The following is a 15,398-nucleotide window of genomic DNA, read 5'->3' as shown; positions in this document are numbered from 1 at the left end:
CCTTCGCAGCGACCGGTGGGACAGCGTTTGCCGGGCAGCAACCTACCGCGCGAGGAACCCCAGCAGGTCGTGTCGCGTGAGCACGCCGACCGGCGACCCGTCGTCGACCACCATGAGCGCGTCCGCCTTCTGCAGCGCCGATCGCGCCGACTCCACCGACTCCCCGGACCCGATCAGCGGCAGCGCCGCGGACATGTGCCGGTCCACCCGGTCGGACAGCTCGGCCTCACCCGAGAACACGGCGTCCAGGAGCTCGCGCTCGCTCACCGCGCCGGCCACCTCGCCGATCTTCACCGGCGGCTCGGCACCGACCACGGGCATCTGCGAGACGCCGTACTCGTGCAGGATCTCGATGGCGTCGCGCACCGTCTCGTTCGGGTGGGTGTGCACCAGGTCGGGCAGCTCGCCGGTCTTGGTGCGCAGCACGTCGGCCACGGTGGCGCCCTCGTCGGCGGCCAGGAACCCGTACGACCGCATCCAGGAGTCGTTGAAGATCTTCGACAGGTAGCCGCGCCCGCTGTCGGGCAGGAGCACGACGATCACCGCTGCGGCCGCCGCCTCCGGATCCTCCTCCTGCAGCCGACGCGCATACCGCAGGGTCGCCTCGACGGCCATGCCGCACGAGCCGCCGACCAGCAGCCCCTCCTCGCGCGCCAGCCGTCGCGTCATCGCGAAGGAGTCGGCGTCGGAGACCGCGATGATCTCGTCGGGGACCGTCGGGTCGTAGGCGGCCGGCCAGAAGTCCTCGCCGACGCCCTCGACCAGGTACKGCCGCCCGTCGCCGCCGGAGTACACCGAGCCGGCGGGGTCGGCGCCGATGACCCAGACGCGGCCCTCGGAGACGTCGTGCAGGTAGCGGCCGGTACCCGTGATGGTGCCGCCGGTGCCGACGCCCGCGACCAGGTGCGTCACGCGCCCGTCGGTGTCCGCCCAGATCTCCGGGCCGGTCGACTCGTAGTGGCTGGCAGGGCCGTTCGGGTTGGCGTACTGGTTCGGCTTCCAGCCGCCCGGGATCTCCTTCGCCAGGCGGTCCGACACCGAGTAGTAGGAGTTCGGGTGGTCGGGGGCCACGGCGGTCGGGGTCACGATGACCTCCGCGCCATAGGCCCGCAGCACGTCGCGCTTGTCCTGGCTGACCTTGTCGGGGCAGACGAACACGCAGCGGTAGCCCTTGCGCTGGGCGACGAGGGCCAGGCCGACGCCCGTGTTGCCGCTGGTCGGCTCGACGATCGTGCCGCCGGGCCTGAGCTCTCCGCTCGCCTCCGCGGCCTCGATCATCTTCAGGGCGATGCGGTCCTTCACCGAGCCGCCGGGGTTCATGTACTCGACCTTGGCGAGGATCGTCGCCGTCAGGCCTGCCGTCACGGACGTGAGCTGGACGAGCGGGGTGCCGCCGACGAGCTCCGAGATGTGCTTCGCGTACTTCACTGTCCTGCGCTCCCATGGGTGGCGGGGTCGGGCCGACGTCAGTCAGTTCAGGCCGGGGTCAGTCGCCACGCAGGATCGCGAAGATCCGCAGCAGCTCCAGGTACAGCCAGACCAGCGTCACGACGAGGCCGAACGCCGCCGTCCACGCGAGCTTCGCCGGCACGCCGGCCTCCACGCCACGCTTGATGGAGTCGAAGTCGACGATGAGCATGGCGGCCGCGAGCACGACCGCGATGAGGCCGACGGCGACGCCGAGCCACCCGGACCGCAGCGGGCCGTAGTCGCCCCCGCCGACCCCGAACAGCATGGCCACGACGTTGATCAGCGAGAACACGAGGTAGCCGACCATCGCGATGAGCAGGGTGCGCTGGAACTTCGGCGTGACCCGGACCCGGCCGGACTTGAAGAGGAACAGCGAGACCGCGAACACCGAGAGCGTGGCGAGGACGGCCTGGCCGACGATGCCGTCGTAGAACGACTCGTAGAACTGGCTGATGCCACCGAGGAACACGCCCTGCGCCGCGGCGTACAGCACGATGAGCGGCGGGCTCGGCTCCTTCTTGAACGCGTTGACCAGGCCGAGGACCAGGCCGACGATCGCGCCGAGGACCCACAGGCCGGGCGCGAGCACCCAGGTGGCTGCACCGGTGACGACCAGCACGGCCAGCAGGCCCGCGGTCTTCATGATGACGTCGTCGTACGTCAGGCGGCCCGTCTCGCGCGTCGTCGCAGCGGGGGCGTCGTACATCTGGTCGAGCGTGGCGGCGTCGGTCACCTGGGCTCCGGCGGTGCCGTAGGAGACCGTCGACGCGGGCGACTTCTGGCCCCGGCGCTGGACGGGGTCCTGGAAGACCGGACTGTTGTTGAAGATCGGATTGGCCATGGCGTCCTCCTGGACGGATCGGGCGCTGTCAGACAAGGCTGTCACCGTAGCGAACGTGGACAGGGGCGCGTTCGTTCCCGGGTCTTCTCCCCCTCGGCCTTTCGGCTGGGCCGCGATCCCCCCATGGTCCGATGTATGAGGTTGCGACGCACCCCTAGGGTCGTCTCGGCTCCACTCCCGACGACGAGGACAAGCGATGATCGAGGCCCACGACCTGACGAAGAGATATGGCACCAAGCTGGCGGTGGACGGGATCTCGTTCACGGTGCAGCCCGGACGGGTCACCGGCTTCCTGGGCCCCAACGGCGCCGGGAAGTCGACGACGATGCGGATGATCATGGGCCTCGACCGGCCCACCCGCGGCACGGTGACCGTCAACGGTCGCCCCTACGCCGAGCACCGCTCCCCGCTCACCGAGGTGGGAGCGCTCCTCGAGGCCAAGGCCGTCCACACCGGCCGCAGCGCGCGCAACCACCTGCGCGCCATCGCGGCGACGCACGGCATCGGCGACAAGCGCGTGAACGAGGTCATCTCGATGACCGGGCTCGACACGGTCGCCAAGCGGCGGGTCGGCGGGTTCTCGCTCGGCATGGGCCAGCGCCTCGGCATCGCGGCCGCCCTGGTGGGCGACCCCCAGACGCTGATCCTCGACGAGCCGGTCAACGGGCTCGACCCCGAGGGCGTCCTGTGGGTGCGCAACCTGGTCAAGTACCTGGCCGCCTCCGAGGGCCGCACGGTCTTCCTCTCGTCGCACCTGATGAGCGAGATGGCCGTCACGGCCGACCACCTGATCGTCATCGGCCGCGGCAAGATCATCGCCGACGGCCCCGTCGACACGGTGATCTCGCAGGCCACCAAGGCCAGCGTCCGCGTCCGGTCGCCGCAGGCCTCCGACCTTGCGGCGCGCCTGGCAGGCCCGGCGATCACGGTCACGCCCAGCGAGGACGGGCTCCTCGAGGTGCACGGAGCGACCGCCGCCGAGGTCGGCGAGATCGCCGCACGGTCGGCCATCGTCCTGCACGAGCTGACCCCGCTCACCGGCTCCCTCGAGGACGCCTACATGTCCCTGACGTCCGAGTCCGTCGAGTACCACTCGGCCGCCCTGCCCGGCGAGCCGTCCCGGTCGACGGGCGCCCACGCCGCCGTGCCCGCCCCGGCACCCGTTGCCGCACCTGACGAGACCACCGGAGAGGACGCCCGATGAGCACCGCCGTCGCCACCGAGCCCCACCGCCACGCCACCGCCCCGACCAGCTACAAGCTGAGCTTCGGTCACCTGCTGCGCGGCGAGTGGATCAAGTTCTGGTCCGTGCGCTCCACCACGTGGACGCTCTCGATCTTCCTGATCGCCACGGTCGGGCTGGTCGTCCTGATCAGCCTGGCCTTCGTGAACGTGCCCAGCCCGGCGGAGGGCGGCCCGCCGGAGGGCACCGCGGGCAACCCGCTCGACCCGCTGAGCATCGCCGTGACGCTCGCCCAGCTGGCCGTCGCCGTGCTCGGTGCGCTCACCATCACCAGCGAGTACAGCACCGGCATGATCCGTTCGAGCCTGACGGCCGCACCCAAGCGGCTGCCGGTGCTCTGGTCCAAGGGGATCGTGCTCGTCGTCTCGGTGTTCGTCGTCGCGCTGGTCGCTGTCGCGCTGTCCGTGGCGCTCCAGTGGCTGTTCTTCGACAGCCAGGACTTCTCGATCGACGTGACCGACCCGGAGATGATCCGGCCGCTGGTCGGGACCGCGGTGTACCTGGCGACGATCGCGCTGTTCTCGTACGCCCTCGGCGCGCTCCTGCGTCACTCGGCGGCCGCCCTGGCGACCGTCCTCGGGCTCCTGCTCGTGGCGCCGATCCTGTTCAGCGCGATCCCGTGGAAGCCGTTGCAGTACGCCAACCCCTTCCTGCCGGGAGTGGCAGGTCAGCAGTTCACGCAGACGACCGAGCAGCTCGAGGCCGCGGCCTCGTTCAGCGACGTCGGTGTGGACCTGACCGCCTGGCAGGGCTACGGGGTGCTGGTCCTGTGGATCGTGCTCGTGCTCGGGGTGGCCGCGGTGCTGCTGAAGCGGCGCGACGCCTGACCCCAGGCACACCGACGGGGACGGTCCGGAGGGGGCCGTCCCCGTCGTCGTGCCCGGGGGGACGCGCCTGACAGCGGGCTCGGCTAGCGTGGGCGGCCGCACACCCGCCCCCGGACGAAGGACCTCGATGACCGACGCACCGGCCCGCCCTCGCCCCGCCCCGCTCGTGGCGCACGTGGTCCGGACCGAGCACATCGCCGCGACGATGGTGCGCGTGGTCGTCGGCGGCCCCGGTCTGGCCACCTTCACGCCGTCGCCGCACGCCGACTCCTACGTCAAGGTGCTCTTCCTCCCCGACGGCACGCCCCGTCCGCTCCGCCAGGACGGCCGCCTCGACCTGGACGCCGTGCGCGCGAGCCTCCCGCCCGAGGACCAGCCCCGCCAGCGCTCCTACACGGTCCGCGACTTCGACCCGGTGGCCGGTGAGCTCACGCTCGACTTCGTCGTCCACGGCGACGAGGGGATCGCCGGGCCGTGGTCGGCGAGCGCCGCGCCCGGTGACGAGGTCCTGCTCAGCGGCCCCGGAGGCGCGTGGTCGCCGGACCCGACCGCGGCGTCGTACCTGTTCGCCGGCGACGCGAGCGCCCTGCCGGCCATCGCCGTCGCGCTCGAGCGGCTCCCCGCCGACGCCGTCGGGCACGCCGTGATCGAGGTGCACGGTCCCGAGGACGAGATCCCGCTGGCCCGACCCGCGGGTGTCCAGGTCCTCTGGGTGCACCAGGGTGTCGCGGTGGCCGGCCTGGCCCTCGTCGACACCGTCGTCGCCCTCCCGGAGCTCCCCGCGCCGGTGAGCGCGTTCGTGCACGGCGAGGCCGGGGTGGTCCGCGAGCTGCGCCGGCACGTGCGCACCGACCGCGGGGTCGGCCGGGAGCAGCTGTCGGTCTCGGGCTACTGGCGCCTCGGCACCGACGACGAGGGCTGGCGCGCGACCAAGCGGGACTGGCTGGCGACGATCGAGCAGGCGGAGGCGGCGGAGGGCCTCGCCTGACGGACGAGCCGGGCCTTTCGTCATGCTCGGGGCGACGATCCCGGCGAGACGATGGACACCATGCAGACGACGTATCCCGAGGGCTGGCTGCGACTCACCCAGAACGACAAGCAGCAGCACTTCTTCCGGGACGGCATGAGCATCTGCGGCGTGTTCGTGACGCCGACCACCAAGTTCCCCGAGGACGACGGCCCCGACGGTGGCGAGTGCCCCGGCTGCCGCTCGATCTTCGACAACGAGCGAGGCGCCGCCCGCTACTGAGGCCCGGTCCGCTCCGTCGCGATCGTGCCCCCGCCGGGGTTCGAACCCGGACTGTGCCGGGTTTAAGCCGGCTGCCTCTGCCAGTTGGGCTACGGGGGCCGCGCCACATCCTGCCAGGGCCGGCGAGGCGCGCCGTCGACCTGCGCGCCTCACCGCGTCACGGCGGGCCGGGCGTCAGCTGACCGGCGCCTGGCTGAGCAGGCCACGCAGGTGGGCCAGCAGCTCGCCGCGGGAGTGCAGGTCCAGCCGCTGACGCATGCGCGCGACGTGGTGCTCGACGGTCTTCGGGGAGATGTACAGCCGCTCGGCGATCTGCCGGTACGTCTGGCCGTCCACCACCAGACGCGCGACCTCCAGCTCGCGACCGCTCAGCAGCGGCTTCGCCGCGGGGGTCGACACCCGGGCGCGACGCCGTGCCGGGGCCGGCGGTTCCTCGCGAGCGGGCCGCATCGACCGGGCGGTCTGCAGCAGGCCGACCATCGACGCGCGGTCGGGCGTGCGCGCAGCCGCGTGCCCGACGAGCCGGGCCCCGTCCCAGGCCATGCCGACGGCGACGAGCCTCCGGGCGGCCCGTTCGACGGCGGGCGGGTCCACCCGTGCGCCCAGGACCTGGAGCCAGATCCGGGCGGCATCCGACAGGACCTCGGCGTAGTGGCTCTCCCGGGCGGCGGCGGCGAGGGGCCTGGTGTGGCGCTCGAGCCAGTCGGGCCGCTCCGCCACGACCGCGACCTGGATCCCGTACCAGTGGTGCGGGACCGACCAGAGCACCGGGTGGCCCAGCCCCCCGAGCAGCACGGCGGCCTGCTCGAGGTGTGATGCCACCCGGTCGGCCTCGCTCAGCCGGGCGGCGGCCACGGCGATCTCGCCGAGCGGCAGGAGCCCGAACAGGTCCGGCGGCCGCCGCACCAGCGCGTCGAGCGCGGTCGGCCACACCTGCACCAGGGCAGCCAGGTCGTTGGACCGGCGAGCGAGCCCCACGTCGATCGCGCGGGCGAACAGCTCGTCGCGCGTGCCGAACCGACCGCCGGCCGCACGCTCGGCGAGGGACGCCGCCTCCGCCGCCTCGTCCAGGCGCCCGTCCAGCATCGAGGACCACGCGAGCAGCAGGTGGTGGCGCGGCTGCGCCACCGGGCCACCGAGCCCCGCGGCGATCGCCTCCCGCAACGTCGTCACCGCGTGCACGCTCGCGCCGCAGTGCAGGGCCACGAGCGCCGCGAGCGCCGCCGGTGTGTCGGGGAGCAACGCCCCGCGTCCGCGCGGGCGCAGCATCGCCGCGGACTCGAGCAGGGTCGGGAGCGCGACCATCCCGTCGCCCTCGAGCGACTGCTGCACGCCGCGCACCATGGCTTCGCGCGACCCGTCCTCGAGGCTCGGCGGGTGCCCGTCCGCGGGCCAGTCGGGGCGCTGCCCGGCGGCACGCCCGGTGGCGAGCGCGGCCAACGACCACAGCTGTGCCGCGGCGACGTCGCCGGCGTCCGCGAGCGGCCGGTACACCGCGGCGGCGTGGCTCTCCAGCCCCTCGAACGCGAGCGCCGCACCGAGCACGCGGGCCGCGTCGGCGGCCCGGGCGCCCGTGGCGTGCGCGAGAGCCTCGTCGGCCAGCCTCGTCGCGGTCTGCACGTCCCCGGCCAGCGCGGCGCTGCGCGCACGGTCGACGGCGAGGGCCTCGCCGTCCGCACCGGCGGCGACGGCGTCGGCGAACAGGCCTGCTGCGCGCGCCGGGTCCTGGTCGACCTGCTCGTGCGCGGCGCGCGTGCGCAACGCGGCCAGCCGGGCGTGGTGGACGGTGACGCCCGCGGTCCGGCCGACGATCTCGAGCACCGGGGTGCCGTGGTCCTCGAGCGTGGTGAGCACGCTCGCCAGGACCGAGTCGCTGCGCTCCGGCGAGGTGGTGGCCAGCGCGGCGTCGCGCACGGCGGGGACCACGGAGCCGTCGGGGCACAGCAGTCCGCTGACCCGGACGTGCTGGAGCGCCTCGGCCACCTCGGTCGGCCCGCACCCGAGCACCGTGGTCAGCGTGCCGGGATCGGACGGAGCGCCGAGGCACATCGCCAGCACCACGTCCCGCATGAGCGGGAGGTCGGCGTCCCCGACTCCCGCGAGCCGCCTGACCGGGTCCCAGGCGGCGAGCACGCCAGGACGGTCCCACGGCTGCGGCCCCACTCCGTCGGCCCCGTCGAGCACCGCGTCCACGAGGCACAGGACGCCACCGGTGAACGCCGTGAGCGCGTCGACGGCCGCACCGTCCAGGTGGTGGCCGAGGCGGTGGCGCGCGCGGGCCTCGACCTGGCCACGGTCCAGCGAGTCGAGGCTGACCGTCGTCCCGCGCTCTCCGATGAGGTCGCGCAGCTCCCCCAGACCGCGCTCGACGGGCCACGGACGGAACGCCACGGTCACCTGCGCCCCGGGGCGGTGCGCCGCGGCGACGATGCGCCGCACCGCGTCGTCACCGAGCTCGTGCACGTCGTCGACGATCAGCGGACCCTCGTCGAGGTCGTCGCGCGGACGGCCCCGACCGTTCCCGTCGCGCGCGTAGAGCGTCTGCAGCGACCGGAGCGCGAGGGTCTTGCCGCTGCCCCCCGGACCGGTGACCGCGACGAGGCGGGGCGCCCGCGGGTCCTCCTCGATAGTCCGGAGCAACCGTTCCACCTGAACCACGCCGGTGGCGCCCACATCGTCGGAGTGCATGCCGTCGTCCCCCACTGCGCCGACCGCGCGCTACTGCACGGCTCGTCGGTACGTTCGGTGCGGGCCTGGCCACGTCGCCGGGCCCCCTCCCCCTCGCATGATGCTCTCCGGCCGGGCGAAAAGCACCTTCCGTCCCGATTGCCCCTAATGCCCGGGGTCCTGCGCTCTCCGCGGGGGGCGGGCGTAGCCGCTGGTCAGACCTCTCCCGTGAACCCCCGGTGCCGGGTCGGCCTCGAGTGCGGACCGGACGATTTCACCCCTGCCGGCACGGGCCCGGAACCCCCCGTCGTCCGGCCACCAGGCGTCCGGAGCCCCCAATGCACCGGTCGCGCGAGGGGGGAGGCCCCCGATGGACGCCCGCCACGGCCTCCCTAGCGTCGACGTGAGCCGACCGGGATCGGCACTCCGACCGAGAGGAACACCATGTCCAGCGTCGCGAGCACCCTGCTCGACTTCATCCTCAACCTCCTGCGCGACCCGGAGACCGCCGCGGCCTTCGCCAGAGACCCGCAGGGCACGCTCGAGGACCACGGCCTCGGCGACATCACGTCCGTCGACATCGAGGACATCATGCCGGTGCTGATGGACGCGTCGCCGTCCAGCTTCGACCGCGACTACACCACGGGCGGCAACACGCTCGGCGCCACGCAGTCGTCCACGGGCGGCGGCGGATCGGCCGGCGGTGGCGGTGGCGGCGCGAGCGACGGAGGGTCGTCGGCGGCGCTGGCCGGAGGCGGGAGCGTCGGGGTGAGCGCCGCGATCCCCGCGCTCCAGCAGGTGTTCCAGACGTACACGTACAACACCACCTCGATCGACGACCGGGACACGATCGTCGACTCGTCGGTCAACCAGAACATCTGGGCGGACGGCGACGTGCACCAGATGTTCGACCTCGACACGGTGGTCGCGTCCGGCGGCGGGGTGGCGGCAGGGCGGGACATCTCCGGCACGGTCGTCGTCGGCGACGAGAACGTGGTCGGCGAGGGGAACTCCGTCGGCAACACCGACAACTCGAACCAGGGCAACACCACCGACTCGTACAACCCGAGCGACTCGTACAACGACAACTCCGACAACTCCGACGACGACGGGGTCGACAACGACAACTCGCACAACGACAACTCGACGGACGACCACACCGACAACTCCGTCGACGACCACAGCGACAACTCGGACGACGACGGCATCGACGTCGACAACTCGCACAACGACAGCTCGACGGACGACCACTCCGAGACCGACAACTCCGTCGACGACCACTCCGAGACCGACAACTCGATGGACGACCACTCCGAGACGGACAACTCCGACGACGACGGCATCGACGTCGACAACTCGGGCAACGACAGCTCGACGGACGACCACTCCGAGACCGACAACTCGGTCGACGACCACAGCGAGGTGGACGACCACAGCGACAACTCGATCGACGACCACACCGACAACTCCGACGACGACGGCATCGACGTCGACAACTCGGGCAACGACAGCTCGACCGACAACTCGGACGACGACTTCATCGACGACGACAGCTCGTACACGGACCAGTCCGACGACGACTTCGTCGATGTCGACGTCTGACCCGACGCACCACCGACCGGTCCCGGGGCGCCAGGCCCCGGGCCGGTCGGCCGCGCGCTGTGCACCCGCCCGTGCGCGCGGCGACCTGGAGGAGCTGCCGTGCTGCCGCTGATGGATCTGCTGGACCGCGCCGAGGCGCTGTCCGGCGACGCCGACCGCGCCGACCTGCTGGAGCGCCTGCGCCACGCCCGCCGGCGGCTGCACGACCCGCACGTCCGCGTGCTGGTGGTCGGGGAGCTCAAGCAGGGCAAGAGCCAGCTAGTCAACGCGCTGGTCAACGCCCCGGTGTGCCCCGTGGACGACGACGTCGCGACGTCCGTGACCACGGTCGTCGGCTGGTCGGCGGCACCGACCGCGGTGCTCATCGGTCTGCCCCCGTCCGCGGACGGCACGCGGGACGTGGATCCGGCGCGCCTGCGCAGGACGACGATCCCCATCGACGCGCACGCGCGGTGCGTCGCGGAGCGCCGGGCCCCGGACGGCTCGCCCGTCGACTGCTCGGAGGTGGGCCTGCCCCGGCACGTCCTCGCCGGAGGCCTCGTCCTCGTGGACACGCCGGGCGTGGGCGGGATCGGCTCGGCCGAGGGCGCGGCGACGATGGCCGCGCTGCCGTCGGCGGACGCCGTCCTCCTCGTCTCCGACGCCGGGCAGGAGTACTCCGCACCCGAGATCGAGTTCCTCCAGCAGGCGCTCGCGGTGTGCCCGAACGTCGCGTGCGTGCTCACCAAGACCGACCTGTACCCGCACTGGCGGGCCGTGGCGGACCTCGACCGTCGCCACCTGCAGCGGGCCGGCGTGCGCGCGCCGCTCATCCCCGTGTCCTCGAACCTCCGGCTGCTCGCCGCGCGACGCCAGGACCGCGACCTGCACGACGAGTCCGGCTTCCCCGAGCTGGTCCGCTACCTGCGCGACGAGGTCGTCGACAACGCGGGCGTGCTCGCCCGGCGCTCGGTCGCCCACGACGTGCTGACGGTCACCGACCACCTCCTCATGGCCGGCCGCGCGCAGCTCTCCGCGCTGGAGGACCCGGCCGGCGGCGAGACGCTCATCGCCGGCCTGCAGACCGGGCGGCAGAACGCGGGTGAGCTGCGCCGGCGCAGCGCCCGCTGGCAGCAGGTGCTCCAGGACGGCGTGACGGACCTGACGGCGGACATCGAGTACGACCTGCGCGACCGGTTGCGGCGGATCGGGCGCGAGGCCGAGGAGGCGATCGACGAGACCGACCCCGGACCGGTGTGGGACGAGTTCGACGACTGGCTCGGCCAGCGGGTGCGGGCCACGGTCGCGGCGAACTTCGTCTGGGCTCACGAGCGCGCGCAGTGGCTCGCCGCGCAGGTCGCGGCCCAGTTCGACGCGACCGACGTCGCCCTGCCGGAGCTCGTGGCGGGCGACGACGACGAGGCGCTGGAGCTGGTCGCGCGGCTCGAGCGCGTCGAGGTGGACCGGGTGTCCCGCACCCAGAAGATCATCGTGGCGCTGCGTGGCTCCTACGGCGGCGTGCTGATGTTCGGCATGGTCACCGCGATCGCCCTCGGCATGTCGCTGATCAACCCGATCTCGGTCGGCGTCGGCGTCATCCTGGGGGGTCGGGCGTACCGCGAGGACAAGGCCAACCGCGTACGCAAACGCCAGGCCGAGGCCAAGGTCGCGGTGAAGCGGCACCTCGACGAGGTCGTCTTCCAGGTCAGCAAGGACTCCAAGGACCGGCTGCGGCGGCTGCAGCGGGTGCTGCGCGACCACTTCACCACCCGTGCCGACGAGCTCGTGCGGTCCCTGGACGAGTCGATCCGTTCCGCGCGCGAGGCCACCCGGACCGGCCCCGGTGAACGTGCCGGGACCCTGGGCGAGCTGCGCGCCCGCGTCGCCGACCTCGAGCAGCTGCGCGCCGACGCCGAGCGGTACGCGCTGCCCGCGCTCGAGGCGGTGCCGGCATGACCGACGAAGACCTCCGGGTGCGGACCACGGGCCGCCGTCGCCGGCAGGGGGACCCCGGGGACCTCGACGGGCCGCTGCGCCCGACGGCTCGCCGCACACGCGAGCTGCTGCAGGCCGCCGCGGACGCCTGCGCCGGCGACCCGCTGGTCGCCACGGAGCTGCGCGGGCTGGTGGAGCGCTTCGAGCGACCGCTGACCGTCGGGTTCGCGGGACTCATCAAGTCGGGCAAGTCGACGCTGCTCAACGCGCTCGTGGGTGCGCGGGTGGCGGCGTCGGACCTGTCGGAGTGCACGCAGACCGTCACCTGGTACCGGTACGGGGAGACGCCGCGCGTCGCCGTGCACCCCCGGTCGGGCCGCTCGTGGGAGAGCCCCGCGATGGCGGGTCGGACCGGGCTCCAGCTCGACCTGCGCGGAGTGCCCGTGGACGAGATCGACCACGTCGACGTGTGGTGGCCCGCGCCGGTGCTGCGCGAGCGCACGCTCATCGACACCCCGGGGCTCGACGCCCTCTCCGGGGTGGCGTCGCGCCGGTCGCACGAGTTCCTCGCCACGGACGCGGTCACGTCGGCCGTCGACGTGGTCGTCTACCTGGTGCGCCAGGTGCGGCGCGCGGACGTGCGCTACCTCGAGGACCTGGCGCGGCTGCGCGGCGAGGGTTCCGTCGCCAGCACGATCGCCGTGGTGGCCCGCGCGGACGAGGTCGGCGCCGGACGGATCGACGCCCTGGTGTCCGCGGAGCGCCTCGCCCGGCGCCACCGGGAGAACCCGGACGTGACCCGGCTGTGCGGGGTCGCGCTGCCCGTGGCCGGCCTGCTCGCCGAGACCGCGCAGACCCTGCAGCCGGACGAGGCGGCCGACCTGCGCGCGCTCGCCGCGCTGGACCGCACGGTCGTCGAGGAGCTGCTGCTGTCCGTGGACCGCTTCCGGCGCCCGTCCCTGTCCGTACCGGTGTCCGCGCACGCGCGCGCCGAGCTGCTGGACCGCCTCGGCATGTTCGGTGTCCGCACCTGCCTGGCCCTGCTGCGCGGCAACCAGCTCGACACGGCCGAGCTGACCACCGAGCTGTCCCGGCGCAGCGGCGTGGAGGAGCTCCGCAGGTCGCTCGACGTCGCCGTCGAGGGCCGCGACCGGCGGCTCGCGCAGGACGCGCTCGCCCGGATGCTCGACCTCGTGGGCGACGACCGGGTGCCCGAGGTGGCTCGCGCGGCACGCCGGCTGCTCTCCGCGACGCGTCCGCTGCACTCCGACAGCCCCACGGTCAGCGCCGGCGCCGCAGCTCCCTGAACCATCGGCCCGAGGGTCGGGAGGCCAGGATGACCGAGCCGATCAGGGCGAGCCCCGCCTGCGCGAGCAGCGCCACCCGGTTGAGGTCGCGGATCAGATAGACGTCGGAGTCGGCCAGGACGTCCTGCACGAGCAGGACGATCGCCGCGCCGAGCAGCCCGAGCAGGACCAGGCCCCAGCGGGCTCCCCCGTGCCCACCGGCCGTGCGGAGCACCAGCACCAGGTGCACCAGCCACACCAGGACGAGACCACCGACCATGATCCAGACGAGCACGCTGGCGGCGTCCTGCGCGGTGGCGAGCGTGGTCGTCGGGTCCCGCTCGACCACCTCGGCGGCGAAGCGGTCGCGCAGCTGCGGCTGCGAGCGCACGATCGACCCGGCCGCGAGCAGCCCCGCCGCGAGGCTGCCGACCCAGAAGCTGATCCCGGTCGAGACCGCCCCCGGCATCGGCGGCGGCGCGCTCGTCGCGACGAAGCCCACCCCGCCGACCTCGGGACGAGGGGGCGGCTCGGCGCCCACGGGCGGGCGCTGCGGCTCCTCGTCGGTCGTGGTGGACTCGTCGACGGCGGCGTCCTCGTGCGCCGGCGGGGTCGCCTGGCCCTCGGGCTCGCGCGCTGCCGGCGGTGACATGCTCCCCACGCTAGTCGCGACCCCGGTGGCACCGCCGGGGTTCGGACGGGAGGGGTGCCGCCCGTCCGAGAGACGACACGAGCCCCCGACCCGGCGGGGGTCAGGGGCTCGCTCGCGGGCGGTCAGGCGCTCTTGGTGCCCTTCGCGGCCTTCTTCTCGGCAGGCGACCCCGCCTCGGCCTTGATCGCCGGCAGCGCCGGGTCGGCCTCGCCGGGCTCGACCGCGCGGGGCTTCGCCGGCACCGACGCGGCGCGGAACTCGGCCCGCGGGTCGTGCAGGGTGCCGAGCGCGACCACCTCACGGCGGAACAGCAGGGAGCCGGTCCAGCCGGCGGCGATCTTGATCTTGCGGTTGAAGGTCGGCATCGCGGCCACGTGGTACGTGCGGTGCAGCACCCACGCGAGGAACCCGCGGACCTTCAGGCGACCGAACATCTGCGCGACGCCCTTGTACATGCCGAGCGACGCGACCGCGCCGATGTTCTTGTGCTTGTACTCCGTCACGTCGGCCGAGCGCAGGACGCGTGCGAGGTTGTCGCCCAGGTGGTTGCCCTCGCGCAGCGCGTGCTGGGCGTTCGGCGGGCAGAACTGGCCCGGGTTGTACAGGTCCGGCACGGCGGCGCAGTCGCCCGCGGCGTACGCGTCCGGCACCGGCGTGCCCTCGGCGTCGACCACCTGGAGGAACGCGTTGCAGGTGACCCGGCCCAGCTTGTCCAGCGGCAGGTCCGAGTTCTGCAGCACCGGGTTGGCCTTGACGCCGGCCGTCCAGACGATGGTCTCGGCGTCGAACTCCATCTTGTTCGAGAGGACCACGTGGCCGTCGACGCAACTGTTGAGGAAGGTCGACAGGTGGATCTCGATGTCCCGCTTGCGCAGCTGCTCGAGCGTGTAGCCGCCGAGCTCCTCGCTGACCTCGGGCAGGATCCGCGGGGAGCCCTCGACCAGGACGAAGCGGACCTCCTCCTGCTCGATCGCCTTGTAGTACTTCACCGCGGCGCGGGCCATGTCCTCGACCTCGCCCAGCGCCTCGATGCCGGCGAAGCCGCCGCCGACGAAGACGAACGTGAGCATGCGCTTGCGCAGGTCCGGGTCCCAGGTGCTCGCCGCCATGTCGATCCGGTTGAGCACGTGGTTGCGGACCGCGATGGCCTCTTCCACGTTCTTGAACCCGATGCCCTGCTCCGCCAGCCCGGGGATGGGCAACGTGCGCGCGACCGAGCCGAGCCCGACGACCAGGTGGTCGTAGGTGATCCAGTAGGGGTCGCCCTCCTCCGGGGTGATCTGCACGGTCCGCCCGCCGTGGTTGATCTCGCTGACCTTCCCCTGCAGCACGTCGACGCCCTTGAGGGCGCGGCGGTGCGGGGCGACCACGTTGCGCGGGTCGATCGAGCCGGCCGCCGCCTCGGGAAGGAACGGCGCGTACGTCATGTACGGCCGCGGGTCGACGACGACGATGGCCGCCTCGCGCTTGCCGAGGCGCTTGCGCAGCCGCCGGGCCGTGTACAGACCGACGGTGCCGCCGCCGAGGATCACGACGCGGGGCACCTTGCGGGGCTTGCCCGACCGGGCCGTGGCGCCCGCGGCGGCTGGCGTGGTGGCGACGTCGGAGACAGGCGTAGGCATGCCTCAACGGTAGCCGCGCGGGGAT

12 protein-coding genes and 1 tRNA gene are annotated in these 15,398 nt (G+C 73.3%); 7 read left to right on the top strand and 6 right to left on the bottom strand.

Going from position 1 to position 15,398, the window contains the following annotated elements; genetic code table 11:
• Positions 1–42 precede the first annotated feature (42 nt).
• Positions 43–1,428, bottom strand: a complete 1,386-nt coding sequence (locus tag AC1DXT_RS04905) for a cystathionine beta-synthase (RefSeq protein WP_477060228.1) — start codon at positions 1,426–1,428, stop codon at positions 43–45.
• A gap of 58 nt (positions 1,429–1,486) precedes the next feature.
• Positions 1,487–2,311: a Bax inhibitor-1/YccA family protein gene (locus AC1DXT_RS04900; protein WP_477060227.1), complete on the bottom strand. Its 825-nt coding sequence runs from the start codon at positions 2,309–2,311 to the stop codon at positions 1,487–1,489.
• Between the two features lie 196 nt (positions 2,312–2,507).
• Here AC1DXT_RS04900 and AC1DXT_RS04895 point away from each other — a divergent pair, with 196 nt between their 5' ends.
• The 4 genes from AC1DXT_RS04895 to AC1DXT_RS04880 all read left to right on the top strand — a co-directional run bounded on the left by AC1DXT_RS04895 (position 2,508) and on the right by AC1DXT_RS04880 (position 5,630).
• Positions 2,508–3,515: an ABC transporter ATP-binding protein gene (locus AC1DXT_RS04895; RefSeq protein WP_477060226.1), complete on the top strand. Its 1,008-nt coding sequence runs from the start codon at positions 2,508–2,510 to the stop codon at positions 3,513–3,515.
• Complete coding sequence (locus AC1DXT_RS04890) at positions 3,512–4,381, top strand: ABC transporter permease subunit (protein WP_477060225.1); 870 nt, start codon at positions 3,512–3,514, stop codon at positions 4,379–4,381. The genes AC1DXT_RS04895 and AC1DXT_RS04890 overlap by 4 nt, the downstream gene beginning before the upstream one ends.
• A 127-nt stretch (positions 4,382–4,508) precedes the next feature.
• Positions 4,509–5,369, top strand: coding sequence for a siderophore-interacting protein (locus AC1DXT_RS04885; RefSeq protein ID WP_477060224.1), 861 nt, complete (start codon positions 4,509–4,511; stop codon positions 5,367–5,369).
• Between the two features lie 60 nt (positions 5,370–5,429).
• On the top strand, positions 5,430–5,630 hold the full coding sequence (locus tag AC1DXT_RS04880) for a hypothetical protein (protein ID WP_477060223.1): 201 nt from the start codon (positions 5,430–5,432) through the stop codon (positions 5,628–5,630).
• A 25-nt stretch (positions 5,631–5,655) separates the two neighbouring features.
• Here AC1DXT_RS04880 and AC1DXT_RS04875 read toward each other — a convergent pair.
• Positions 5,656–5,729, bottom strand: a tRNA-Leu gene (locus AC1DXT_RS04875).
• A 75-nt stretch (positions 5,730–5,804) separates the two neighbouring features.
• Positions 5,805–8,318: a helix-turn-helix transcriptional regulator gene (locus AC1DXT_RS04870; protein WP_477060222.1), complete on the bottom strand. Its 2,514-nt coding sequence runs from the start codon at positions 8,316–8,318 to the stop codon at positions 5,805–5,807.
• 423 nt (positions 8,319–8,741) lie between these two features.
• Here AC1DXT_RS04870 and AC1DXT_RS04865 point away from each other — a divergent pair, with 423 nt between their 5' ends.
• From AC1DXT_RS04865 to AC1DXT_RS04855, 3 genes are all read left to right on the top strand, one after another.
• Positions 8,742–9,899 carry an IniB N-terminal domain-containing protein gene (locus AC1DXT_RS04865; protein ID WP_477060221.1) on the top strand — a complete coding sequence of 386 codons (1,158 nt, stop codon included), beginning with the start codon at positions 8,742–8,744 and terminating at the stop codon, positions 9,897–9,899.
• 99 nt (positions 9,900–9,998) lie between these two features.
• A complete protein-coding gene (locus AC1DXT_RS04860) occupies positions 9,999–11,834 on the top strand; it encodes a dynamin family protein (RefSeq protein WP_477060220.1) in 1,836 nt (611 codons plus the stop codon).
• Positions 11,831–13,120: a GTPase gene (locus tag AC1DXT_RS04855; protein WP_477060219.1), complete on the top strand. Its 1,290-nt coding sequence runs from the start codon at positions 11,831–11,833 to the stop codon at positions 13,118–13,120. The genes AC1DXT_RS04860 and AC1DXT_RS04855 overlap by 4 nt, the downstream gene beginning before the upstream one ends.
• Here AC1DXT_RS04855 and AC1DXT_RS04850 read toward each other — a convergent pair.
• The gene (locus AC1DXT_RS04850; RefSeq protein ID WP_477060218.1) at positions 13,095–13,751 is read right to left on the bottom strand and encodes a hypothetical protein; all 657 of its coding nucleotides are present in this window, start codon (positions 13,749–13,751) and stop codon (positions 13,095–13,097) included. The genes AC1DXT_RS04855 and AC1DXT_RS04850 overlap by 26 nt on opposite strands.
• A gap of 122 nt (positions 13,752–13,873) precedes the next feature.
• Complete coding sequence (locus AC1DXT_RS04845; protein ID WP_477060217.1) at positions 13,874–15,373, bottom strand: NAD(P)/FAD-dependent oxidoreductase; 1,500 nt, start codon at positions 15,371–15,373, stop codon at positions 13,874–13,876.
• Positions 15,374–15,398 lie beyond the last annotated feature (25 nt).

This window comes from Cellulomonas sp. P1_G12_2 (assembly GCF_056405535.1).
The sequence above is the reverse complement of the archived record's forward strand: the minus strand, read 5'-3'. Positions and strand labels throughout refer to the sequence as shown.